The organism is Halobacterium rubrum (genome assembly GCF_021729015.1).
Lineage (GTDB): Archaea > Halobacteriota > Halobacteria > Halobacteriales > Halobacteriaceae > Halobacterium > Halobacterium rubrum.
The window spans coordinates 124,479-147,914 of the sequence record NZ_JAJQQZ010000002.1 but is presented as its reverse complement, the minus strand read 5'-3'; the positions used below and the strand labels follow the sequence as shown (position 1 = coordinate 147,914).

Here is a 23,436-nt window from a genome sequence, read left to right as displayed (position 1 = left end):
ACGTAAAAGGGTGTATCGGACGTGCGTCAGACACGCGTCGCACAACAAACTGGCCGACGCGTTCACTCGCGAACGTACAGGGACGCGACGAGCGCACCGATGCCGGCGAGCCGGAGCAGCTGTTCGGCGATCTCCACGAGCAGCCGGGGAACCACCTGTACTGGGTCTCCGAGCGCTGGCCGCACGACTGTTCCCCACGACAGGGCGACGGCGGTGGGCGCGACCATGACCAGCAGCAAGCCGACACCGAACAACAGCATGGACCGGTCGTCGTGGCGCCGGTACGCGACGAACGCCTTTCCGGCGAGGAACAGTGTCGCGGCAAGTGCCAGCAGTCCGAGCCCCGAGTTCACCCAGACGAGCACTTCGCTGGTGCTCATCGGACGTCCCTCCAGAGCGCCCGGAGCCGCTCGGCAGTCTCGTCGTGGTCCGTGTAGTCGGCGTCGAGCTCGAAGCCGTCGCCGGTCACGCGAACCACGAGCCGTTCGAGGCGGGCGTGGTACTCCGCGTAGTGGTTCCCGTCGGCGTCCCGGCGGGTGGTTTCTGCGAGGAAGCCGGCGGCTCGCAGGTCGTCGATGCGCTCGTAGACGGTGGATTCCGCGGCGTCGATTTCGGCCGCGATGCTGGTTGCTGTCATGGGTCTGTCCGTGGCGGCGATGAGGACCGCGCGGGCGTACTCGTCCCCGAGGAGCGCGAGGAAGTCGTCGGGCGGCGGCGCGTCGCTCACACCTGCTGTTCAGGGCACGGCACAAAAAGCGCTCCCCGCGGTCCGCGGTCTGCAGAACGCCGCGCGAGCGAGTGACCGGCCGCCAGCGCCCAGACGTAATGCTTTCGGCACCGGTCCCCGTAGCGGGACGCAATGAGCCAGCAAGTCCAGGACAGGGACCTCGCGGCCGTCATCGGGCTGGAGGTCCACGTGCAACTGGAGACGGACACCAAGATCTTCTGTGGGTGTTCGACGGACACCGCCGACGCCGACCCGAACACACACACGTGTCCCGTCTGTCTCGGGCTCCCGGGGGCGCTGCCCGTGCTGAACGAGGGCGCCGTCGAGGCCGCCGTCAAACTCGGGAAGGCTATCGACGCCAACATCCCCGAGCGGACGCGCTTCCACCGGAAGAACTACTTCTACCCCGACCTCCCGAAGGGGTTCCAGATCACGCAGTACGACGCCCCGATCTGCCAGGACGGCGAACTCGAGGTCGGCACCGGCGACGACCGGCGCGTCATCGGCATCGAGCGAGCGCACCTCGAGGAGGACCCGGGGAGCCTCCAGCACGTCGGCGGTAGCATCGAGGACGCCGACTACACGCTCGTGGACTACAACCGCGCCGGCACGCCGCTGATGGAGATCGTCACCAGGCCGGACTTCCGGGCGGCCGACGAGGTCCGGTCGTTCCTCGCGAAGCTCACCGAGGTCCTGGAGTACCTCGGCATCTTCGACGCCGAGCGCGACGGCAGCCTGCGCGTCGACGCCAACATCTCGATGGTGGACAGCGAGGACCTGGACGGTGGCCCGAGCCACGAGGTCCTCGAGTCCGCGAACCGCACAGAGGTGAAGAACATCTCCAGTCACCGCGCCGCCCAGAAGGCGCTGGCCTACGAGATCACCCGGCAGCGCAACCAGCTCGAGCGCGGGATGGCGGTCGAGCAGGAGACCCGCCACTGGGACGAGGCCCGGGGCGTCACGGTCTCGATGCGGTCGAAGGAGGAGGAGAAAGACTACCGCTACTTCCGGGAGGCCGACATCCCGCCACTCGAGGTCTCGGACTGGAAAGAGGAGATCCCGATCCCGGAGCTGCCGGACGCGCGCCGCGAGCGCTTCCAGGCGGAGTACGGCGTCGGTGACGAGACCGCGTCGAAGCTCACGTCGCGGAAGGCTGTCGCGGACCTCTTCGAGGAGCTCGCCGACGAGTACGACGCCGGCCTCGCGGCGACCTGGGTGGCGGACAACGTCCTCGGCGAACTCAACTACCGCGACCTCTCGCTCGACGACGTGGCGGACCGCTACGACGAGTTCGAGCGCCTGGTCGAACTGGTCGCCGAGGACGAGATCACGTCGAAGAACGCCGAGGAGGTCGTGTTGCGGACGATGCTCGACGAGGGCCGCGGCCCGGACGACGTCGTCGAGGCCGAGGGCCTCGGGAAGACCTCGGGCGACGAGGTCGCACAGGCCGTCACGGAAGCCATCGAGGAGAACCCCGACGCCGTCGAAGACTACCACGACGGCGAGGACGACGCGCTGAACTTCCTCGTCGGCCAGGTGATGGGGAAGACGGGCGGCAGCGCCGACCCCGGGCAGGTCAACGAACTGCTCCGCGAGGAACTGGCGTAGGCGAGCCCGTCTACTTGTCTCGGATTCGCGCCGCTGAACGCCGGCACTCGTCTGGCCCGGTGGGCCGAACCGACACGACTTTGCGCCGAGTCCAGCCACGCCAGGGTAAGAGCTACGAACTCCGCGAGGCGCTCCCGACGGTCGAGCGCTTCCAGGAACTGCGGGCCGCAGCCGGGATGTCTGCGCGCTCGCGGGAGGGCGTCGAACGCGGCCTCCCGAACTCCGTCTACGGCGTCACCGTCGTCGAGGAGGGGTCCGACACGGTTGGTATGGCCAGAATCGTCGGGGACGGCGGCTCGGTCTACCACGTCTGTGACATGGTCGTCCACCCCGACCACCAGCTCCAGGGGCTCGGCACGCAACTGATGGACGCCGTGATGGCGTACCTCGACGAGCACGCGCCGCCGAACGCGTACGTGAACCTCACGGTGGACGTCGACGGCTTCTACGAACATTCGAAAATCGCCTCGCGATTTTCGAGAACGTCAGAACGCGCGTTCTGACGGCAGTGGGGGTTCGAGGAGACCCGGCCCGCCTCGAAGGGGATGTTCTACCGGGTGGAGTGAGTCACTGCTCGGGGAAGCCGTCGGGCCCGAGACCGAACGCGGACGGCCGGACGATGTACGCCAGCCCGACGCCGACGAGGCTGAGGCCGCCCAGCAGCACGGCGGCGGCGTAAACCACGTCGCCGTCGGTGCCGCCAGCGACGTCGCCGAGGCCCGAGACGGCCAGCGACGCGCCGAGGAGGACGTTGCCGGCGCCGAGCAGCCGGTGGGGGCCGACGCGCTCGCGGAGCGCGCTCGGCGTCCCGGAGAGGATGTGGAAGCCGCCGGCGACGACGAGCAGGACGGCCTGTGCGCCGAGAGCAGGGGAGGGCGGGTAGACGAGTGCGAGCGCACCGGCGCCGAGGACGAGGAGGGCGATTCCGAGGAGTCGCGAGTACTCGTAGCGATTCACGAGCGAGTCGACCCGGGCCACGGGGGTAGTTCTTGCGTGCGCTCGCAGGCGCTGCGAGCGCGACGCGGCCGCCCGCCTGCGGCGCTCGCGAGTCCCCGCCCGTGACGCAGGCGACTGCTCGCACGGCCGCGCTCGGTCGACCGGCCGCGAGCGCGTCTGGGGCGGCGCCTGCTGGCGGTTCTGGCGTGCGAAATCTTTACCCGGGGTCCCGGCCTATCGCCGGCAACGACACCCGCAGGGGTGGAGGTAGTACACCGTGGAACTCATCGTCACAGAGAAGAACAACGCCGCGCGGCGCATCGCCGACATCCTCTCGGAGGGAGGGGCGTCGACGACGCAGACCGCGGGCGTGAACGTCTACGAGTGGGGTGGCCGGCGCTGCATCGGGCTGTCCGGCCACGTCGTCGGGGTCGACTTCCCCCCGGAGTACAGCGACTGGCGGGACGTCGAACCCGCGGAACTGGTCCACGCCGACGTGGTGAAAGAACCCACGCAGGAGGACATCGTGAACGCGCTCCAGCGGCTCGCGCGGGAGGCCGACGACGTCGTCATCGCGACCGACTACGACCGCGAGGGCGAACTCATCGGGAAGGAGGCCTACGAGCTCGTCCGCGAGGTGAACGAGCAGGTGCCGGTCAAACGCGTCCGGTTCTCCTCGATCACGGACAACGAGGTCCGGTCGGCGTTCGCCGACCCCGACGACATCGACTTCGACCTCGCGGCGGCCGGTGAGGCCCGCCAGATCGTCGACCTGATGTGGGGGGCGGCGCTGACCCGGTTCCTGTCGCTGTCGGCGGGCCAGATGGGCGAGGACTTCATCTCGGTCGGCCGGGTGCAGTCGCCGACCCTGAAGCTCATCGTGGACAAGGAACGCGAGATCGAGGCCTTCGAACCCGACGACTACTGGGAGCTGTTCGCGGACCTCGCCAAGGACGACACCACCTTCGAGGCCCAGTACTTCTACGAGGACCCCGAAGACGGCACGGAGGCCGAGCGCGTCTGGGACGAGGACGACGCCGAGGCCGCCTTCGAGACGCTGCGCGAGGCCGGCGAGGCCGTCGTCCAGTCCGTCTCCCGGCGCACCCGCACGGACGACCCGCCGGCGCCGTTCAACACCACGCAGTTCATCCGCGCGGCGGGCTCGCTGGGGTACTCCGCGGGCCGCGCGATGAGCATCGCCGAGGACCTCTACACCGCGGGCTACATCACGTACCCCCGTACGGACAACACCGTCTACCCGGACGACCTCGACGAGCGCGAACTGCTGGAGGCGTTCGAGCAGACGGTGTTCGGCGACGACGCCGAGTCGCTGCTCGAGCAGGACCGCCTCTCGCCGACCAGCGGCGACGAGGAGACCACCGACCACCCGCCGATTCACCCGACGACGGACTTCCCGGACCGGAACCAGCTCTCCGAGGACGAGTGGGAAGTGTACGAACTCGTCGTCCGGCGGTTCTTCGCGACGGTCGCGGACCCGGCGGAGTGGGCGCACCTTCGCGTGGTCGCCGCGGCCGGCGGCGAGTCCATGAAGGCCAACGGGAAGCGCCTCGTCGAGCCCGGCTACCACGACGTCTACCCGTACTTCGACAGCTCCGAAAACTACGTGCCCGCCGTCGAGGAGGGGGACGCGCTGGCCATCGCGGACGCCCGGCTGGACGCCAAGCAGACCCAGCCGCCCCGCCGGTACGGCCAGAGCCGGCTCATCGAGACGATGGAGTCGATGGGCATCGGGACGAAGTCCACCCGCCACAACACCATCGAGAAGCTCTACGACCGCGGCTACATCGAGGGCGACCCGCCGCGGCCGACGACGCTCGCGAAGGCGGTCGTGGAGGCCGCCGAAGACTACGCCGACCTCGTGGTCAGCGAGCAGATGACCAGCGAGCTGGAGGCGGACATGACCGCCATCGCCGACGGCGAGAAGACCCTCGACGACGTGACCGAGGAGTCCCGCGAGATGCTCGACCGCGTGTTCGACGAACTCACCGCCTCCCGGGAGGACATCGGCGAACACCTCCGGACGTCGCTGAAGGCCGACAAGACCCTCGGCCCCTGTCCCGAGTGTGGGGACACGCTGCTCGTCCGGCAGTCCCGCACCGGCTCGTACTTCGTGGGCTGCGACGGCTACCCCGAGTGCCGGTTCACGCTCCCGCTGCCCTCGTCGGGCGAGCCGCTGGTCCTCGACGAGGTCTGCGACGAACACGACCTCCACGAGGTGAAGATGCTCGCCGGCCGGAACACGTTCGTCCACGGCTGCCCGCTGTGCGCGGCCGAGGCGGCCGACGAGTCCGAGGACCGCATCATCGGTCCGTGTCCCGATTGTGGCGAGGAGCACGGCGGCGAACTCGCCATCAAGCAGCTCCAGTCCGGCAGCCGGCTCGTCGGCTGCAACCGCTACCCGGACTGCGAGTACTCGCTGCCGCTGCCCCGCCGGGGCGACATCGAGGTCACCGAGACGTACTGCGACGACCACGACCTCCCCGAGCTCGTCGTCTACGACGGCGAGGACGACGACGACCCCTGGGAACTCGGCTGTCCCATCTGTAACTACCAAGAGTACCAGGAGCGCCAGCGCCAGCAGGGCCTCGAAGCGCTGGACGGCGTCGGCCCGAAGACCGCCGAGAAGCTCGAGGACGCGGGCGTCGAGGACGTCGGCGACCTCGCCGACGCCGACCCGGAGGGCGTCGCCGACGAGGTCTCGGGCGTCAGCGCCGACAAGATCCGGGACTGGCAGGCGCAGGCGGACTGACGAGACCGACGGTCACGCCACGGAACCGACGGTTCTTCTGGCCGTTCTCCGTCGGCCGGCGACCGACCGGGTCGTTCATCGAACAGGCGAGCGGATAGCGTACACAGGAAGAGCGCGGGCGAGCGGACAGCCCGCACCAGCAAGAGAGCGTGGGCCAGCGAGCGTGCGCTCGCGGACCCGAGCGTGTGACCAGCGGCACCCCCGAGTGCCGCGAATCCACGTAGGAACTCTCGGAAGGGACGTGTTTGGGTTCCGGCGGAACGGGCCGCGAGTAGCGCCGCGGTCAAGTGAGTGCGCACACTACGAGCGAGCGTGCACCTCGACGAGTACATCGACGACCTCCAGCCGGACGGCGAGCAGCGGCGCCGCCAGCAGCTCGCCGAGGAGAAGTCCTACGAGATTCTGGACTTCGTCGAGGACGTCGAGCAGGGCGTCGCGGAGGCGGTGCAGGGCGACAGCCTCGTCGGGGCGACGGCGCCGTCGGTGTTCGTCGGGCGGTCGTCGTATCCGGACGTGTCGGCGGGCATCCTCTCGCCGGTCGCCGGCGACGCCGACCCCGAGGAGTTCGCGACGAGCGGCGAGTGGTACCAGCAGGGCCTCGACATCGACAACGTCCTCCAGTACCGGACGGGGCTGTTGAACTCCCGCCGGGCGGCGAACGTGAACGTCCACGACGTCTGGGACGGCTTCGTCGGGACGCAACGGGAGGTCGCGATGGCGGACCGGCCAGTGGACATCGAAATCGGGCTCTCCGACACGCCGGAGTTCGATCGCGACGAGTACACGAACCCGGCGGCGAACGCGCCCTCGGGGCCGAACGCGCGGGCGGAGTCGGCGGACCTCGGCGAGAACCCCCACGTCCCGCGGTACGTCGAGAAGACCCTGGAGGACGACGACTGGGCGGCGGAGGGCGCGATGACGTACCTCTACCGGCGCGGGCTGGACGTCTACGACATCAATCGCGTGCTCTCCGTGGGCGCGCTCGGGCAGGCCCAGCACCGCCGGTTGGTCCCCACCCGGTGGTCGATCACGGCCGTCGACGACACCGTCGGCCAGTACCTCCGGGGGACGATTCGCGACGCGCCGAGCGTCGACGAGGTCTCCGTCCACGTCAACGAGTACATGGGGAACCGCTACTGGGTGGTGCTGGCGCCCGGGCGCTGGGAGTACGAACTCGTGGAGATGAAGGCCCCGGGCAGCATCTGGAACCCCGACCCGGGCGGCGACCTCTGGATGGCGTCCGCCAGCGAGGGCTACGCGGGCCGGTCGGGGTACGTCGACGAGACGGCGGGGGCGTACTACGCCGCCCGCCTCGGCGTCCTCGAACACCTCTCGGACGTCGGGCGGCAGGCGAAGGCGCTCGTGCTCCGGGAGGTCAGCGACGACTACTGGGCGCCCGTCGGCGTCTGGCAGGTCCGAGAGAGCGTGCGGAACGCCTTCGACGGCTCGCCCGGCGAGGCGGAGACCTTCCACGGCGCAGTGGCGGAAATCAGCGACCACCTCCCCGTCTCGCTGGCCGCGCTCCGCCGCAAGTCCGACATGGTCGCCGGCGTCCAGAGCGACCTCTCGGAGTTCGCGTAGCTTTTTGACCGGGCCGGCCGTCAGTACAGCCATGTCCCTCCCCGCGTTCGTCGGCGGCACGCCCGGCGGCATGGAGATCGCTATCATCGTCCTGAACCTGATTCTGCTCGCGGCAATCGTGTACGCCATCGTCAGCGTCGTGCGCTCGCTCTCGAACCGCACCGACAGCGACCTCGAAGCGCGGGTCGAGAACCTCGAGGGACAGGTCGCGGCGCTGCGGGAGGAACTCCAGGAGCGCGACGAGTCGTAGCACCGGGCTTTTTCGAGGGGCGTCCCCAATCCCGCCGCATGGAGTCGGCCACCTCGAACGATGGCGGTAGTCAGGCGCGCGCGGTCCTCGTCGCGGCCGGACTCGCCCTCCTCGGTATCGCCGTCGGCGTCGTCGCCACCATCCCCGTGGCGCTGGCGTACTCGTCGCTGACGAGCACGCCCGTCGACGAGATCAGCGGCGTCGCACTGCTCGGCATCTCGCTGGTCAGCCTCCAGGGCCTCGCGTTCCCGCTGGTCGCGTGGGCGTACGTGACGCGGCGGGGCGAGGGCTGGTCGTTCGTCCCCGCGTCGCTGCCGTCGCTGGGCGACGTCAAGTACGTCGTCGGCGGCTACGTCGCCTCGTTCGGCGGGCTCGTCGTCATCTCCGTCCTGCTGACCGTGTTCTCCGTGGAGGCGGCGTCGAACACGGCCGGCGAGACGGCGCTCCAGAACCCCGGCATCATCCCCTACCTCGCCGTCCTCCAGTTCCTCCTCGTCGGCCCGGGCGAGGAGCTGCTGTTCCGCGGCGTCATCCAGGGGTCGCTGCGCGAGCACTTCGGCGCGTGGCCCGCCATCCTGCTGGCGTCGCTGATGTTCGCGCCCATCCACATCACGGCGCTGTCGGGCGGCGTGTCAGCCATGGCCGTCACCATCGGTATCCTGTTCCTGCCGAGTATCGTCTTCGGCTACCTCTACGAGAAGACGAACAACATCGTCGTGCCCGCGTTCACGCACGGGCTCTACAACGCCACCCTGTTCGGCGTCACGTACCTCCAGACGCAGGTCGAGCCCGCACAGGAGCTCGTCGCGTTCTTCCCGGTCTGACCGGCGACGACTCAGGCGTCCTCGACCCAGTCGAAGGCGGTCTCGCCGCCGTCGGTCATCGCGTCCGACCGGCCGCCGTCGCTGACGGCACGAGACTCCCCGTCGCCGCCACTGCTCCCCGTCGACCGCGGTGACACGCCGACGCCGCCGTCGGAGTCGTCGCCCGCGTCCGCCGGCACGTCGAAGTCGTCGAGCATCGCCGCCAGCGCCGCCGTGCGGTCGGCGAGCTCCTCCATCTGGCCGGCGACCTCGTCGGTCGCCTCCGTCTGTTCGGCGGCGTTGTCGGCCACCGTGTCCGCCTCGGCGGCGGTCTCCTCGCTGACCGACGCCACCTCGTCGACCATCCCGACGACGTCCGTCACGGACTGCGCGCCCTGGTCGGTCGCGTCCGAGATCTCCTGGACGGCGTGGTTCACGTTCGCGACCTCGTCCACGATGGCCTCGAAGTCACGCAGCACGCCCTCCGTCTTCGTGATCTTGCGCTCGACCTCGGCGTCCACCTCGCCGATGGCCGTCGACGCGTCCTCGGCTTTCATCGTCACGGCGTCGACGATCTCGGAGATGTCCGACGCCTGCTCGCGGGTCTCCTCCGCGAGGCTCTTGACCTCGTCGGCGACCACGGCGAAGCCGTCGCCGTCGCCGTCCGTCCGGGCGGCCTCGATGGAGGCGTTCAGCGCCAGCATGTTCGTCTCCTCGGCGATGTCCTCGATGAGTGCGGTGATGCCGTCGATGCGCTCGACCTCCTCGGCCAGCGACTCGACGGTGTCGGCGACTGCCTGACTCTGCTTGCGGAGCGCACGCAGCTCCTCGATGGTCTCCTCGACCTCGCCGCGGCCTTCCTCGCCGCGGTCCGTGGCCGCCTGCGCTGTCTTCGCCACGTCGTCGGCGCTGGCGGCGATCTCCTCGACGGTCGCGGACACCGTGTCCATCTCCGCGGCGATGTTGTTCAGTTCCGTCGTCTGCTCGTTCGCACCGTCGGCGATCTCGTCGACGCTCGAACTCACCTCGGCGCTCTTCGCCGCCACCTCGTCGACGCGGTCGTCGGTGGCCTCGGAGACGTCGAGGACGGCGTCGGAGAACGACTGGATGTCGGCGATGGTGTCGGCCAGCGTCTCGAGGAGGTCGTTGAAGTCCTCGACGGCCTGGCGGTGTTCGTCGGCCACGTCCAGCGCGTCCGGGTCGACTGTCGCCGTCAGGTCCCCGGAGCGCGCGGCCTCCGTCGCCTCCGACAGCGCGACCACGAGGTTCTCGAGCTGCTCGGACTGTCGCTGCAGCTCGGCCTGCTGGCTCTCGAGCTCCTCGGTCTTGGCCTCGAGCTCTTCGGTGTACGACTCGAGGCTCTCGGCCATCGTCGTGATACTCTCGCCGAACTGTCCGGGCACCTCCTCGGCGAGCGCGGGGTCGTCGAACTCCTGGCGGGCGAGCGCGTCAGCCTGCCGGGAGGCCGTCTCGAGGTTCGACTGCATCCCGCGGAACGACGCGACGAGGCTCGCGATCTCGTCGTCGCGCTCCGAGGACGGGATGTCCGCGCGCTCGAACTCGCCGGCCGCGATGTCGTCGGCCGCCGTCTCGAGGTCGACCAGGGGGTCCACGAAGTCCCGCTCGGCGATGAGGTACGTGTTGAAGAACGCCACGACCGATAGCACCAGCGTCGCCCCGACGCCGACGACCTGTGCGGTCCCGGACGTGAACACGGCGAGTGCCGCCATCGCCGCGGCGGCGAGGAACTGCAAGCCGACGGCTGTCAGCATCTTCCGCTCGACGCTCCCCGTCGCCCCCACCGCGCCCATCGACGACCACAGCAGGGACTCGTAGGTGCTCCGCAAGCTCATGGGTGTACCTCTTTACCCGGCGACAAAATGGTTGTCCCGTCGTTCCCGGCCGGTGGGAACCTGTTCAAGGGCGGCTTACGCCGACGTAGTCACGTGATTCTGTGGTAGGAGCGTCCTACTCGGTCTGGACCGGGCCGGTGCCGACTGCCGCCCGAACGTCCGCCTCGAACTCGCGGCGCGTCTCGAAGTAGGGGTTGTCGACGTCCTCGAGGACCGCCGAGAGCTCCCGGGGGCCGTCGGGCGTCCGAATCAGGGTGTCGCCCTCCTTGCGGTCGACCTCACTCTTCTGGAGCGCCCACGTCAATCGGGACGCCACTCGCGCGATGGGTGCGCCCTCGACGGACTCGCCGTCGCCGAGCTCGACGGCGGGTGCCTCCTCTGCTTCGGCGTCCTCGTTGTCGTCCTCGCTCATGCCAGCGGGTTCGGGGGGCCGTGGATTCAAGCTTTCGAACCGGGTCGCGTCTGACGTAGTGTTTTTACCCTGCAACCACAAGGCCACCTCATGACCAGCCTCGGGGAGGCATACGACAGCCGCGGCGGGGAGGCGAGCACCCGCCGGGTCTACCTCGGCACCGGGTTGTTCGCCGCGGGCGCGCTGCTCGTGGTCGGGGGCATCCTCGCGGGCGCGACCGGAGCCCTCGTGTCGAACGGCTTCGGCATCTACGAGAGCCGCGAAATCGCGGGCGTGCTGGCGGGACTGGGTATCCCCGCCGTGTTCGTCGGTATCTTCACGGTGCTGCCGGCGAACCGCCTGCAGCGCGCGGCGGCCGCCGTCGGCTCGGGACTGGCGGTGCTCGGCGTGATGCTGTTCCGGGTCGCGTACCCCTACCAGTGGTACGCGGCCGGGTCCGGTGTCCCGTCGACGGAGACCCTCGGATTCATCGTCGTGTACGCCGCCGGCATCATCACGACGTTCTGGTGTCTGTTCACGGCGGTCGCGACGTTCAAGACCCGCAACGACCCGGGCGGGACGGTGACCCTGACAGTCGAGAAGAACGGCGAGACGCACACCGTCGAGGTGCCGACGACGGACCTCGAGAGCGCGCGCGAGAAGCTGACCGACGAGGGGTTCGGCGGCGTCGGCGTGTTCGGCGACGTCGAGGAGCCCGAGCAGCGGACGCGCGCGAACGCCTCCGAGCCGGAACCCGAGCCCGCGACCGGCACCACCACCACCAGTAGCAGTGGCAGCACCACGCGGTCTGGGCGCTCGACGCCGGACCCGTCGCCCGGGCCGGCAGCGTCGGTCTCTGACGGCGGCGCTGCAAGTCAGGACATCTCGTCGCCGCTCGACGACGCGGACGCCGGCGCTGGCGACCGCGGCGGCCCGGGGCCCGACGAGTACTGCGGGAACTGCACGCACTTCGACTACGTCGACACCGACGACGGCATGCAGCCGTACTGCGGCCTCTACGAGGAGCAGATGGACGACATGGAGGCCTGCGAGTGGTGGGAGCAGAACAGCTAGGGCAGCCTGTCCTCGACGTCGTCCCAGTGGCTGCCGCGGTAGAACTGCTGGCCGCAGTCCCGGCACGCCCACACCGGCCCGGCGTCGTCGGGGACGTACTCGGCCGCCGCTTCTCCGTCCCGGAGTTCGCGTAGCTCGCCGTTACAGGCGCCACAGCGCTCGCCGCCCGACAGCAACAGGTCGACACCCGCGGCCGCGAGCTCGGCGAGCTGGTCGTCGACGGTCTTCGACTCGAGAAGCAGGCTGTCGGGCGCGCGAGCGGCGAGCTGTCGGTCGCGCGTGAGCAGCGTCCGCTCCTCCCGCTTTGCGAGCGCGAGCACGTCGTCGTCGGCCTCCACGCCCCGGTCGAGACAGTAGGCGGTGTCGTGGCCGCACATCCGGCAGATGCGCGCGAGGCTGCCGAGCATCGCGTCCGCCAGCAGCTTCACGAGTCGTGGAGGAACTCGCGGACGCCGTCGGCGTCCCGCACGTTCAGGACGTCGCCGGCTTCGGCCCAGCCCCGGCGAGCGGTGTGGACGCCGAACTCGACGTTCGCCAGCTCCGGAATCGAGTGTGCGTCCGTGTTCACGGCGACGGTCGCGCCCGCCTCGACTGCGGCCTGCACGGCGCTCCCCCAGAGGTCCAGCCGGTGGGGGTTGCTGTTGACCTCGAGCGCGGTACCGGCGTCGGCGGCGGCCGCCGCCACCTCGCGGGGGTCGAACTCCATCGCTGGCCGCTGATTGATGAGCCGTCCCGAGGGGTGACCGAGCACGTCGACGTGCGGGTGTTCGACCGCGCGAATCAGCCGGTCCGTCTGGTCGCCGCCGCCGTCGCCGAGGCCGCTGTGCGGGCTGGCGACCACGAGGTCGAGGTCGGCCAGCACGTCGTCGCTGACCGCCCCGACGTTCCCGTCGGCGTCCACGTTCGCCTCGACGCCGTGGAAGACAGTGATGTCGGTGTCCTCGCGGACGCGCCGGACTTCCGCGGCCTGCTCGCGGAGGTCGGCGTCCGAGAGCCCGGCGTCGGCGACGACCCCCGGGCCCTCGGCGTGGTCGGTGACACAGAGGTAGTCGTGGCCGAACTCGGCCGCGCCGGTGACGAGGTCCGCGACGGTGAGCACGCCGTCGGACCACTCGGTGTGCGTGTGGAGGTCGCCGCGCACGTCTCCGCCCGCGAGGAGGTCCGGGAGGTCGCCGTCACGGGCGGCTGCCAGTTCGCCGCGGTCCTCCCGCAGCTCCGGCGGAATCCACGGGAAGCCGACGGCGTCGTACACCGCCGCCTCGCTCTCGCCGGCCAGCCGCTGGCCGACGCGCTGGCCGTCCCCGTCGCCCGTTTCGGCGCCCGGCTCCGCTTCCACGTCGGAGACGTCGAAGACGCCGTACTCGTTGATCTTCTTCCCCTGCTCGATGGCCTCGCTGCGCAGCGCGACGTTGTGGTCCTTGCTGCCGGTGAAGTACTGGAGCGCGGCGCCGAACTCCCCGTCGACGACCACACGGAGGTCGACGCGGAGGCCGTCGACGCGCACGCTCGTCTTCGTGTCGCCGTGGTCGAGCACGTCGTCGACGCGCTCCCAGTCCGCGAGCGCGTCCCCGACCGCCGCGCCGTCGCTGCTGGCGGCGAGCACGTCCACGTCGCCGATGGTGGGCTTCCAGCGCCGCAGCGACCCGGCGACGTCTACGCGCTCGACGGCGTCGACGTCTGCGAGGAACTCCAGGACGTCCTCTGCTGCCGGCCGGGCGTCCCCGAGCAGTTCGCGCTCCTGGGCCTGCCGGGCGAACGCGATGCCGTCGAGGATGTTCTGCTCGGTGGTCGCGCCGAACCCCGAGACCGCCCGGATCTCGTTCGCCTCGGCGGCGGCCTCCAGATCGTCGAGCGTCTGCACGCCCAGCGCCTCGTAGAGGCTGCCGACGGTCTTCGGGCCGACGCCCTCCACGGCCGTCAGCTCGTCCATCTCGACGGGGAGCTTCGCTCGCTCCTCCTCGAGCTCCGCGATGGACCCCGTCTCGAGGTACTCGACGATCTTCGACGCGATGGCGTCCCCGACGCCGTCGATTTCGGCGACGGCGTCCTCGCCGTCGTCGGCCAGCCCCTCGACCGCTGCGGCGTGTTCGCGGACGTTCTCCGCCGCCCGCCGGTACGTGTTCGGCTTGTACTCCACGCCCTGCGCCTCCAGCAGGTCGGCGTACTCCTCGAGCCGGTCGGCGACCTCGGCGTTCCGGCTCACCGCGACACACCCGTGTTGTCGTCCTTCCCGAGGGCGTCCTGCAGGAAGGAGAACCACCGCTTCTTGTCCATCCGGTCCTGGGCCTCCTGTTCGGCCTCCAGGTCCGTCGGCCCCAGCGACTCCAGGGCGTGCAGCGCCCGGTCTAGCCCGATGACGACCTCCGCCTCTCGCTCGCCCTCCTCCCGCGTGATGTCGCCGTCCTCGATGCGCTCGACGCGCTCCATGCGCTCTCTGCGCAACAGCCGCTTGGCCTGCTTGACCTCCGCCTGGAGGTCCGCCGGCACCGTGTCGTGGCGCTTCACCTCGAAGACGAACGACGCCAGCTCCAGGGTCTCGCCCTGCACGTCGACCTCGTCGGGAATCGACGCTCCCACCGTCGCCGTCTCCCGGTCGACGCGCTCCAGGAGCTGCTTCCGCTCGAACTCGCGCATACCGTGAGTTGTCGGGCCGCCAGCAAAAGCCCCCCGGCTGTCCGGGGTGGCCGGGGTCGGGTGGCCCATTCGCCGCTCCGACCCAAAGCCCTAACCAGAGCCCACACTAACCCTCGGCCGATGGCGACGTGTGACAGGTGTGGCAAGCAGGAAGCGATGCCATACCAGTGTCGGCTCTGTGGCGGCACCTACTGTTCGGACCACCGCCTGCCGGAGAACCACGAGTGTCCCGGGCTGGACAACTGGGGCGACCCGGACGGTGTCTTCGACAGCGGGTTCGACGACAGCGTCAACGACCAGTCGTCGAGCCGGTCGAGGGGCGGCGGCGGTGGCGGCATCGCCGACGCTGTCCCAGTAGACACGGGACCGGGCGGCTGGGTGGCGTACTTCCGGGGGAACCTCGCGTTCTTCTTCCTCGCGGTGATGTGGGCGACGTTCGTCGTCCAGTACGCCGTCGCGCCGCTGCTCGGCGTGGCCGCCGGCTCCCCGACGTGGTACAACATCTTCACCGTGAACACCGCGCACCCGGAGTACGTCTGGACGTGGCTCGTGTCCGTGTTCTCCCACGGCGGGTTCACGCACATCGTGTTCAACAGCATCGTGCTGTACTTCTTCGGGCCGGTCGTCGAGGACCGCATCGGCTCGAAGAAGTTCGCTGCGCTGTTCCTCTCGGCGGGCGTGCTCGCCGGGCTCGCGCAGGTCGGCGCGACCATCGCGATGAACCCCGAAGTGCTCGGCGTGCCGCTGCTCGGGCTGCCGAGTCAGTCCGCTGTGCTCGGCGCCAGCGGTGCCATCGCGGGACTGCTCGGCGTGCTGACGGTGCTGAATCCGGGCCTGCGCATCTACCTCTACTTCGTGATTCCGATGCCGCTGTGGCTCGCGACCGGGCTGTTCGCGGCGTACTCCATCCTCGTCTCGGGCGCCGGCGGCATCGGTGCCGGCGGCGTGGCACAGCTCGCGCACCTCGCCGGGCTCGGCATCGGGCTGGCGTACGGCTGGAAGCTCAAGCGCGACGGCAAGCGCGCGCCCCAGCAGCTCCAGTTCGGCGGCGGCGGCGGCGGTCCGGGCGGCCCCGGTGGCGGCCCGGGCGGCCCCGGCCGGCGGCGCTGACAGCATGGACGTCGTCCGCCCCGAGTTCCTCCCGGACCCCTCGCTGGACACCGGCGACATGGAGTCCCTCCAGCGCGACATCGCGGCTGCGGCCGACTTCTCCGACGACCACGGCCTGACGCCCGCGAGCGTCGCGCTCGAGGAGACGCCGAGCGAGCAGACGACCCTCGGCGAGTCCACCGCCAGCGACGGGGACGCCCCGGTGGTCGTTGGCGTCGACCAGGCGTTCCGTGGCGACGAGGAATCCGTGAGCGCCGCCGTCGCGATTCGAGACGGCGCCGTCGTCGAGCGCGCGGCCGGCCGCGCGCCACTGGACATCCCCTACGTGCCGGGGCTGCTCGCGTTTCGCGAGGGCGGCGCCATCGTCGACGCCCTCGAGTCGCTGACCGTCGACCCGGACCTGCTCGTGCTGGACGGCAGCGGCCGCATCCACTTCCGGCAGGCCGGCCTCGCGGCGCACGTCGGCGTGCTCTTCGACGCGCCGGCGGTCGGCGTCGCGAAGAACCTCCTCTGTGGCACCCCAGCGGAATCGCTCGCCGACCCGCTGCCCGAGGGCGCCCGGGTCGCCATCGAGGCCGACGACTCGATGGACGCCCCCGACGGCACCGTCGTCGGGTACGCTCTCCAGTCCCGCCAGTACCCGAACCCCGAGACGCGCCACGTCAACCCTCTCTACGTCAGCCCCGGCCACCGCGTGAGCGCCGAGGCGGCCGCCGACCTCGTCGAAGCCACCTGCACCGGCTACAAGCTCCCCGCGCCCACGCGGCTCGCCGACCAGCACGCCGACGACCTGAAGTGACCGCTCGCCGGCACGCCAGCAGCAGCGCCCTCGCTCCTCACGGGTGGCTGGGCGGTCGACTACTCAAGCATTAATTACCCGGCCCCCGACGGTGCCAGCATGGAGAAGGTCGCACTCGTGACCGGGTGTTCGTCGGGCGTCGGCGCGGCGACGGTTCGGTCGCTCGCCGACGAGGAGTGGACGGTCGTCGCGACGGCGCGAGACACGGACGACCTCGCAGACCTCGCAGACGAGACCGACTGCGAGACCGCCGAGCTGGACGTGACGAAGCCCGCTCAGTGCCGGAACGTCGTCGACGACGTCGCCGACGAGCACGGCCGGCTGGACTGTCTGGTGAACAACGCCGGGTTCGCGCAGCTCGGGCCGCTGGAGGACGTCCAGCCGCGGAAGCTCCACCGGCAGTTCGACGTGAACGTCTACGGCCCCCACCGCCTGATTCGGGCCGCCCTCCCCCACATGCGGGAGCGCGAGGACGGCACCATCGTGAACGTCTCCAGCGTCTCCGGCCGCGTGGCGACGCCGGGGATGGGCGCCTACAACGGCTCGAAGTTCGCGCTGGAGGGGATCAGCGACGCGCTCCGCAACGAGGTCGCGGAGTACGGTGTCGACGTCGCGGTGGTCGAACCCGGCCCGGTCGACACCGGCTTCCAGGACCGCGCCGAGGCCGAACTCGACGACCTCGACCACAGCGGCGCCTACGAGCGCGTCTACTCGTGGTTCGAGGACGCGAGCGCCGTCAACGGCATCGGTGCCGTGCCACCGGAGCGCGTCGCCGAGGTCATCGTGGAGGCGGCCGTCAGTCCGAACCCGGCGGCCCGCTACCCGGTCGCGCAGGCCGGCCGCGTCGGCGTGCTCGCGCGCTTCCTCCCGGACACGCTACTCGACGCCGGCTACCGCGCGCTGCTGAAGTTCATGACGTAGCGCCCGGGCAGGAAACCGCCTCTACTCCAGACAGGACGCCACGACGCGCAGCGGCCGCTCGCCCCGGACTTCCTCGGCGAGCAGCGGGACGCGCTTGACCTCGTGGCCGCGGAAGAGGTCCTGGGCGTCCGCCAGCGCCTGCTGCTGGACGTCCCAGCGGCGCGCGCAGAACTCGCAGTCCTCGTGGTTCGGCGCGACGAACGCGTCCGCGGGGACGTCGGTGACGTCCGCCAGCGGCTCCATCACGCGGTTCACGACCACCGTATTGACGGGAACGCCGTACTCGTCGAGCCGCGCGACCAGCCGGTCGGACTCCGCGACCGAGAGCTCCTCGGGGACGAGCACGACCCGGAAGTCGGTGCGCTGCGGGTCGGTGAGCACGGCGCGGAGGCGTTCGACGCGCTCTTTGACCGCGTCGAGGTCGCCCATCGCCTGCTCGGCGTCGGCCGCGTCGTCGTCGCCGCCGCCGAACATGCCCGTGAGCCCCTCCATCATGCCGCCGAAGCGTTCGCGCAGCTGCATCAGGCGGCCGACCATCGAGTCCATCACCTCGGGGAGTTCCAGCAGCCGGAGCGTGTGCCCGGTCGGCGCCGTGTCGACGACGACGCGGTCGAAGCGGTCGTCGTCGAGGTACTCCAGCAGGAGCTGCATCGCCGCGGCCTCGTCGGCGCCCGGCATCATCGCCGCGCTGTTACCGTCATCGTCGCCGGGTGCTCCGCCCGCGCCCGCCGCTCCGGGGCCAGCGTCCGCGCCGCCACCGCCCATCCCAGGCATCCCGCCGCCGCCCCCGCCGAGCAGCGTGTCGAGGCCGCTGGAGAGCGCGCCGTCCTGCCCGAACATGCCGGCCTGGTCGAGCGCGTCGTCCGGGTCGATTTCGACCGCCCACAGCGGCACGTCCTCCCGGATGCGGTGGGGCCGGCTCGGAATCTCCGCCTCCAGCGTGTCGGACAGCGAGTGCGCGGGGTCCGTGGAGACGACGAGCGTGTTCGTGCCGTCGCTCGCGCTCGCGAGCGCCGTCGCAGCAGCCATGGTCGTCTTCCCGACGCCGCCTTTGCCGCCGTACAGCACGTACTCGGCGGTGTCGACCTCGACGCCCGGGTCGAGAGAATCGACTGCCTCGACCTCGATTTCGTCCATACCCCTGCGTCGGGCGCCCACCGGGGTCAATCCGTTGGTCGCGCCCGGCTGTCAGTCGAAGTAGTCGGCGAGCCGGTCGGCCGCCTCCTCGGCCCGGGGCGTGACGAGCGCGAACCGCAGCCAGTCCTCGCGGGACTCGCCGAAGCCGGCGCCCGGCATCCCCGCGACGCCGGCCTCGTCGACGAGCTCGTAGACGTTCTCAAGCGTCCCCGGGAAGCCGGGGAACCGCGCCATCACGTAGAACGACCCGTCGGGCGTCGTGTACTCGGCGCCGGCAGCGTCCAGCGCGTCGGTGAAGGCGTCGATGCGCTCGCGGAGCAGCGCCCGAGTGTCCTCGTAGTACTCTGGGTCCGTCTCGCGCAGCGCGTGCAACACGGCGGCCTGCGACGGCCGGCTGCCGGCCACGCTCGTGAGCATGTGCCGGGACTTCATCGGCTCGGCGTGGCGCTCGTCGGCGATGGCGTACCCGACCCGGAACCCCGTGATGGCCAGCGACTTCGAGAACGAGTTCGTCACGATGCGGTTCGGGGAGTCGAACGACAGGGCGCTCGTGAACCGCCCCGAGTAGTCGAAGTGGTCGTACACCTCGTCGCTGACGAGGATGGCGTCGTGTCCCTCCGCGATAGCGACGAGTTCGCGCATCGTGTCCTCGCCGTACACAGCGCCCGTGGGGTTGTTCGGCGTGTTCACGACGATGCAGGCCGTGTCCTCGCTGGCCGCCGCCCGGACGTCGGCGGGGTCGAGGCTGCCGTCGTCGGCGACCGGCACGAACCGCTTGCTGCCGCCGAGCATCGTCGTCTTCCCCGGGTAGTAGGGGTACACCGGGTCCGTCATCACGACCTCGTCGCCGGCGCCCCGTTCCAGCGCGCGCCCCATCGCGAGGTAGTTCGCGCCGCCGCCGCCGTTCGTCACGACGACCTGCTCGACGTCGACGCCCCGGCGCGCCGCGATCTCCTCGCGGAGCTCCCGCAGGCCCTCGCTGGGCGGGTACTGGAAGTCGTCGCCGCCCGTGTCGGCGTACGCGTGCAGCCCCTCGCTGACGGCTGGCGGCGACCCCCAGTCGGGGTTCCCCGAGACCATGTCCACCACGTCGCGGTCGGCGGCGGCCGCGTACTTCATCACGCGGAAGAACAGCGGCTCCTCGTACTCCATATCGGAGCCTCGGTGCGTCGGTACCTGTGTCTTTCGCCCGGCAAACGTCGCCGGGAGGCTGTCGTTGACCCGCCTTCCCGCCGTCACTCTACACATGGGCCACCGAGACCTCGTCCACGAGTACTACGACGCCGTCGACGACGACCGCGTCGACGACCTGCTGGCGCTGTTCGCCGACGACGTCACCTACGAGCGCCCGGGTCAGACAAGCATCGACGGCAAGGACGCGCTCGCGACGTTCTACCGCGAGGAGCGCGCACTCGAGGGCGAACACGAGATTCACGACGTCGTCGTCGACGGCGACCGGGTGGCCGTCCGCGGGACGTTCACCGGCGAGCAGGCCGGCGAGCCGGTCTCGTTCGGGTTCGCCGACTTCCACTTCGTCGCGGACGGCACGATCGCCGAGCGGCACACGTACACCGACCGCGACACGGTCTGAACGAGGCCGTCCCGAAGCTAACTGGCTGCCCGCCACCTTCTTGCAGACGCCAGCAGAACCTCCGTTCATGCGCGAGTACGCCGCCGACCCGCCGGTCGAGGAGACAGTCGGGGACGCGCTCCGGGACGCCGGCCACACCGTCGCCACCGCCGAGTCCTGCACGGGCGGGCTGATCGGCTCGCTGCTCACCGACGTCCCGGGCTCCAGCGACTACTTCGACCGGAGCTACGTCACGTACACGTACGACGCGAAACTCGACCACGGCGTCACACGGGAAGCCCTCGACGAGCACGGCGCCGTCAGCGAACCCGTCGCCCGTCAGATGGCGCGGGGCGTCCGCGACCGGGCGGGAGCGACGTGGGGTGTCGCGACGACCGGCATCGCCGGGCCCGACGGCGGCACCGACGAGAAGCCAGTCGGCACCGTCTACGTCGGGCTCGCGCACGCCGGCGACTGGGGCAGTCAGGACTCGTACGCCACGGTGGTCCATCGCGAGTTCGACGGCGACCGACTGGCGGTCAAAGAACAGATTGCACGTGCTGCGTTGACACGACTCGAGACCGAACTCGAAAACATCACGTGACCCCCTCGTCTGAACGGTAACGTGAACAAAGGCGACCACGTGCTGAACGGCATCCTGCTGGCAGTGGGGCTCGGGTACGTCCTGCACCCGGACGGCGGCATCCAGACGTTCGAGACCATCGCCGCGACCCTCGTCCCGGTCGTGCTCGGCACCCTGTTCCCCGACGTCGACACCGACTTCGGGAAACACCGCAAGACCCTCCACAACCTCCCCGTGCTCGCGTTGCTGTACGCCTTCCCGTTCTACTTCGGGAACCTCCAGTGGGTCTGGGTCGGCATCGCCAGCCACTACGTCCTCGACGCTGTCGGCAGCAGGCGCGGCATCGCCCTGTTCTACCCGCTGTGGGACGAGGAGTTCGGGCTGCCGGTCGGCGTCACGACGTCCTCGAAGTGGGCGACGCTCGCCACTGTCGTCGTCACCGTCCTCGAACTCGCCGCCATCGCCGCCGTGCTCTACCTGGCGCCACAGGTCCTGCCGATGGACGCGGTCGGGAACGTCCTCTAGTAGACCGCGACGTCGTCGAACCGGCCGTCGTACGCGATGTGGCGGGGGTGGGTTGGTTCCATCCCCGAGAGCAGCAGTCGGTCGACCTTCTCCCACGTGTTCTCGTAGACGAGGTGGAGTTTCTCCGCGAGCCGGTGGCGGTAGTGGCCGGTGCCGTCCTCGTGGTGGACGCTCCGGCTCACGCCCGACTGTAGCGCGTCCACGAGTGCGGTCGCCGAGTCGATGTCGGCGTCGAACTCCGTCCAGACCTGCCCGACGCTTCCCGGCAGGTGGGCGTACGACGACCCGAACTGGGGGAGGTCGTGGGCGTCGGCCACCCGGCGAGCCCGCTGGTCGTGGTGGGGGAGGTGTTTCGGGTTGTACGTCTCCACGCCGTCCAGCCGGTCCCGGTACGCCTCCACGTCCGCGGGCGTGAGACTCACGGTGAGGAAGTCCGGATGAGGGGCGAGAACGGCGGCGCCCTGCCGCTCGAGTTCCGTGAGCGCGCCGTCGAGGGTCACGAAGTCCGGGACGCCCTCGTTGAGGCCGACTGCGAGCACGTGCTTGCGGTCCCGGTACGACCCCGTGAAGAGCTCCCGCCCGGGCACCACGAGGAGGTCCTCGTCGCTGAACGCGGCCGCCCGCTCCCGGATGTCGGGAAGCCGCGTGAAGTGCGGCGCGTACACGAGCACGTCGACGCCGGCGGCCTTCGCGCGACGAACGACGGTTTCGTCGAGTACCTTCACGTGGAGGTCGACACGAGTCGTCGGCACGCCCCGGGGTTCGCGTGGCGGCAGTTAGCCGCTTTCGGTCTCGGTGAACGCTTCGCCCGCCGTTCGCCGTTCGAGCGGGCTTATGGGAGTGGCGTCCCAAGAGAGGGTATGAGCTTCGAGTTGCTCTCCGAGGACGTGGTCCCCGAGCACGCCCGCGACGTGAAACGCGACGCCCGCGAGTTCGCCGCCGAGCACGTCGCGCCGAACGCCGAGGAGTACTACCGGACGGGCGAGTACCCCTGGGAGATACTCGAAGCCGGGATGGACGCCGGGCTGGTCGCCCAGGACATCAGCGAGGAGTACGGCGGCCGCGGCCTCGACCTGACGCAGGTGCTGGCCATCGCCGAAGAGTTCTTCCGGGCTGACGCCGGCATCGCGCTGACGCTCCAGCTGGCGAGCTTCGGCGCCGAGCTGATGCAGGAGTACGGCAGCGAGGAACAGAAAGAGCGGTTCCTCCGTCCGGTCGCGGAGAACGAGCAGCTCACGGGGCTGGCGGTCTCCGAGCCGGAGGTCGGCTCCGACCTCGCCGGCATGCAGACGACCGCCGAGAGAGTCGAACGTCCCGGTGGGGACGCGGGCGACGAGTACGTCCTGAACGGCGAGAAGTACTGGATCGGCAACGGCGTCGAGGCGGACTGGGTCACCGTCTACGCGAAGACCGCCGACACCGACGACCGCTACATGAACTACTCGCTGTTCGCCGTGCCGACCGACACCGATGGCTACGAGGCCGAACACATCCCCGAGAAGATGGGGATGCGCGCGTCGAAGCAGGCCCACATCGTCTTCGACGACTGCCGGATTCCCGAGGCCAACCTCATCGGGAGCGAGGGAGCCGGGTTCATGATGCTCGCGGACTTCTTCAACCACGGCCGCGTCGTCGTCTCCGGCCACGGCCTCGGACTGGCCGCGGCCGCCTTCGAGGAGGCCTGGGAGTTCACGCACGGTCGTGAGGAGTTCGGCCGGAACATCTCGGACTTCCAGGCGGTCCAGCACGGGCTCGCCGACATGCGTATCGAGTTCGAGTCGGCGCGGGCGCTCGCGTACCGCGCCGCCGAGAAGGTCGAGGCCTACGAGAACCCGGGCCTGTGGGCGGCGATGGCGAAGACGAAGGCGACGGAGGTCGCGACCGCGAACGCCGAGCAGGGGATGCAGTTCCACGGCGGCCGCTCGAACCTCACCGACCGCCGCATCGCCCGCGTCTACCGCGACGTCCGCATCCCGGTCATCTACGAGGGCGCCAACGAGATCCAGCGCAACCTCGTCTACCGGCAGTCCGGCGAGGAGTAGGGAGACGGACGTTGGGAACTCTTCGGTTCCCGGCAGTCCGGCGAGGAGTAGGGAGGCATTCGAGGAGACTCGATGGGTCTCGGGAGCGCACCGAACACGACTGGGCTGCTAGCTGACCCTGA

Annotated in this window: 24 protein-coding genes and 1 pseudogene; 14 read left to right on the top strand and 11 right to left on the bottom strand. The window is 70.2% G+C overall.

The window, feature by feature from the left end; translation table 11 throughout:
- Positions 1 to 62: 62 nt before the first annotated feature.
- Positions 63 to 380 carry a hypothetical protein gene (locus LT971_RS08305; RefSeq protein WP_237006447.1) on the bottom strand — a complete coding sequence of 106 codons (318 nt, stop codon included), beginning with the start codon at positions 378 to 380 and terminating at the stop codon, positions 63 to 65.
- Positions 377 to 727, bottom strand: coding sequence for a winged helix-turn-helix domain-containing protein (locus LT971_RS08300; RefSeq protein ID WP_237006446.1), 351 nt, complete (start codon positions 725 to 727; stop codon positions 377 to 379). Before LT971_RS08300 ends, LT971_RS08305 begins: the two co-directional genes overlap by 4 nt.
- A gap of 132 nt (positions 728 to 859) precedes the next feature.
- Here LT971_RS08300 and gatB point away from each other — a divergent pair, with 132 nt between their 5' ends.
- Both gatB and LT971_RS08290 read left to right on the top strand, forming a co-directional pair.
- Complete coding sequence (gene gatB, locus LT971_RS08295) at positions 860 to 2,335, top strand: Asp-tRNA(Asn)/Glu-tRNA(Gln) amidotransferase subunit GatB (RefSeq protein ID WP_237006445.1); 1,476 nt, start codon at positions 860 to 862, stop codon at positions 2,333 to 2,335.
- Between the two features lie 80 nt (positions 2,336 to 2,415).
- Entirely contained in the window at positions 2,416 to 2,838 is a 423-nt protein-coding gene (locus tag LT971_RS08290; RefSeq protein WP_237006443.1) for a GNAT family N-acetyltransferase, read from the top strand.
- A 64-nt stretch (positions 2,839 to 2,902) separates the two neighbouring features.
- Here LT971_RS08290 and LT971_RS08285 read toward each other — a convergent pair whose 3' ends face one another.
- Entirely contained in the window at positions 2,903 to 3,292 is a 390-nt protein-coding gene (locus LT971_RS08285) for a DUF7994 family protein (protein ID WP_237006441.1), read from the bottom strand.
- Between the two features lie 256 nt (positions 3,293 to 3,548).
- On the opposite strand from LT971_RS08285, the gene LT971_RS08280 reads away from it, so the two are divergent.
- The 4 genes from LT971_RS08280 (at position 3,549) to LT971_RS08265 (ending at position 8,696) form a co-directional block, all read left to right on the top strand.
- Complete coding sequence (locus LT971_RS08280; protein WP_237006439.1) at positions 3,549 to 6,041, top strand: DNA topoisomerase I; 2,493 nt, start codon at positions 3,549 to 3,551, stop codon at positions 6,039 to 6,041.
- Between the two features lie 312 nt (positions 6,042 to 6,353).
- Complete coding sequence (gene nreA, locus LT971_RS08275) at positions 6,354 to 7,622, top strand: DNA repair protein NreA (protein ID WP_237006438.1); 1,269 nt, start codon at positions 6,354 to 6,356, stop codon at positions 7,620 to 7,622.
- A gap of 31 nt (positions 7,623 to 7,653) precedes the next feature.
- Positions 7,654 to 7,872 carry a hypothetical protein gene (locus LT971_RS08270; protein WP_237006436.1) on the top strand — a complete coding sequence of 73 codons (219 nt, stop codon included), beginning with the start codon at positions 7,654 to 7,656 and terminating at the stop codon, positions 7,870 to 7,872.
- A 38-nt stretch (positions 7,873 to 7,910) separates the two neighbouring features.
- Entirely contained in the window at positions 7,911 to 8,696 is a 786-nt protein-coding gene (locus tag LT971_RS08265) for a CPBP family intramembrane glutamic endopeptidase (RefSeq protein WP_237006434.1), read from the top strand.
- A 161-nt stretch (positions 8,697 to 8,857) separates the two neighbouring features.
- On the opposite strand, the pseudogene LT971_RS08260 reads toward LT971_RS08265, so the two are convergent.
- Both LT971_RS08260 and LT971_RS08255 read right to left on the bottom strand, forming a co-directional pair.
- Positions 8,858 to 10,528, bottom strand: a pseudogene (locus LT971_RS08260) (methyl-accepting chemotaxis protein); the annotation flags it as partial.
- A gap of 115 nt (positions 10,529 to 10,643) precedes the next feature.
- Positions 10,644 to 10,940 carry a DUF5789 family protein gene (locus LT971_RS08255; protein ID WP_237006432.1) on the bottom strand — a complete coding sequence of 99 codons (297 nt, stop codon included), beginning with the start codon at positions 10,938 to 10,940 and terminating at the stop codon, positions 10,644 to 10,646.
- 90 nt (positions 10,941 to 11,030) lie between these two features.
- On the opposite strand from LT971_RS08255, the gene LT971_RS08250 reads away from it, so the two are divergent.
- Complete coding sequence (locus tag LT971_RS08250) at positions 11,031 to 11,993, top strand: cell division protein CdpA domain-containing protein (protein ID WP_237006430.1); 963 nt, start codon at positions 11,031 to 11,033, stop codon at positions 11,991 to 11,993.
- Here LT971_RS08250 and LT971_RS08245 read toward each other — a convergent pair.
- The 3 genes from LT971_RS08245 to LT971_RS08235 are packed head-to-tail and all read right to left on the bottom strand — an operon-like array spanning position 11,990 to position 14,627.
- Positions 11,990 to 12,421: a Mut7-C RNAse domain-containing protein gene (locus tag LT971_RS08245; RefSeq protein ID WP_237006429.1), complete on the bottom strand. Its 432-nt coding sequence runs from the start codon at positions 12,419 to 12,421 to the stop codon at positions 11,990 to 11,992. The two genes, LT971_RS08250 and LT971_RS08245, sit on opposite strands and share 4 nt — an antisense overlap.
- Positions 12,418 to 14,196, bottom strand: coding sequence for a DNA polymerase/3'-5' exonuclease PolX (locus LT971_RS08240; RefSeq protein WP_237006427.1), 1,779 nt, complete (start codon positions 14,194 to 14,196; stop codon positions 12,418 to 12,420). Before LT971_RS08240 ends, LT971_RS08245 begins: the two co-directional genes overlap by 4 nt.
- On the bottom strand, positions 14,193 to 14,627 hold the full coding sequence (locus tag LT971_RS08235) for a DUF5788 family protein (RefSeq protein WP_237006425.1): 435 nt from the start codon (positions 14,625 to 14,627) through the stop codon (positions 14,193 to 14,195). Before LT971_RS08235 ends, LT971_RS08240 begins: the two co-directional genes overlap by 4 nt.
- A 120-nt stretch (positions 14,628 to 14,747) precedes the next feature.
- Here LT971_RS08235 and LT971_RS08230 point away from each other — a divergent pair, with 120 nt between their 5' ends.
- From LT971_RS08230 to LT971_RS08220, 3 genes are all read left to right on the top strand, one after another.
- Positions 14,748 to 15,737: a rhomboid family intramembrane serine protease gene (locus LT971_RS08230; RefSeq protein WP_237006423.1), complete on the top strand. Its 990-nt coding sequence runs from the start codon at positions 14,748 to 14,750 to the stop codon at positions 15,735 to 15,737.
- Between the two features lie 4 nt (positions 15,738 to 15,741).
- Entirely contained in the window at positions 15,742 to 16,536 is a 795-nt protein-coding gene (locus tag LT971_RS08225) for an endonuclease V (RefSeq protein ID WP_237006421.1), read from the top strand.
- A 99-nt stretch (positions 16,537 to 16,635) separates the two neighbouring features.
- On the top strand, positions 16,636 to 17,457 hold the full coding sequence (locus LT971_RS08220; RefSeq protein ID WP_237006419.1) for an SDR family oxidoreductase: 822 nt from the start codon (positions 16,636 to 16,638) through the stop codon (positions 17,455 to 17,457).
- 21 nt (positions 17,458 to 17,478) lie between these two features.
- Here LT971_RS08220 and LT971_RS08215 read toward each other — a convergent pair whose 3' ends face one another.
- Complete coding sequence (locus LT971_RS08215) at positions 17,479 to 18,594, bottom strand: ArsA family ATPase (protein WP_237006417.1); 1,116 nt, start codon at positions 18,592 to 18,594, stop codon at positions 17,479 to 17,481.
- 51 nt (positions 18,595 to 18,645) lie between these two features.
- Positions 18,646 to 19,746, bottom strand: a complete 1,101-nt coding sequence (locus LT971_RS08210; RefSeq protein ID WP_237006415.1) for a pyridoxal phosphate-dependent aminotransferase — start codon at positions 19,744 to 19,746, stop codon at positions 18,646 to 18,648.
- A gap of 94 nt (positions 19,747 to 19,840) precedes the next feature.
- Between LT971_RS08210 and LT971_RS08205 the strand changes: the two genes are divergently transcribed.
- The 3 genes from LT971_RS08205 to LT971_RS08195 all read left to right on the top strand — a co-directional run bounded on the left by LT971_RS08205 (position 19,841) and on the right by LT971_RS08195 (position 21,272).
- A complete protein-coding gene (locus LT971_RS08205) occupies positions 19,841 to 20,185 on the top strand; it encodes a nuclear transport factor 2 family protein (RefSeq protein WP_237006414.1) in 345 nt (114 codons plus the stop codon).
- Positions 20,186 to 20,252: 67 nt separating this feature from the next.
- Positions 20,253 to 20,768 (top strand): CinA family protein, encoded by a 516-nt coding sequence (locus tag LT971_RS08200; protein WP_237006412.1) that lies wholly within the window; start codon positions 20,253 to 20,255, stop codon positions 20,766 to 20,768.
- Between the two features lie 21 nt (positions 20,769 to 20,789).
- On the top strand, positions 20,790 to 21,272 hold the full coding sequence (locus LT971_RS08195; RefSeq protein ID WP_237006410.1) for a metal-dependent hydrolase: 483 nt from the start codon (positions 20,790 to 20,792) through the stop codon (positions 21,270 to 21,272).
- On the opposite strand, the gene LT971_RS08190 is transcribed toward LT971_RS08195, so the two are convergent.
- On the bottom strand, positions 21,269 to 22,024 hold the full coding sequence (locus LT971_RS08190; protein WP_237006408.1) for a PHP domain-containing protein: 756 nt from the start codon (positions 22,022 to 22,024) through the stop codon (positions 21,269 to 21,271). The genes LT971_RS08195 and LT971_RS08190 overlap by 4 nt on opposite strands.
- Positions 22,025 to 22,132: 108 nt before the next feature.
- Here LT971_RS08190 and LT971_RS08185 point away from each other — a divergent pair, with 108 nt between their 5' ends.
- Positions 22,133 to 23,314, top strand: coding sequence for an acyl-CoA dehydrogenase family protein (locus LT971_RS08185; RefSeq protein WP_237006406.1), 1,182 nt, complete (start codon positions 22,133 to 22,135; stop codon positions 23,312 to 23,314).
- The last annotated feature ends 122 nt before the right edge of the window (positions 23,315 to 23,436 follow it).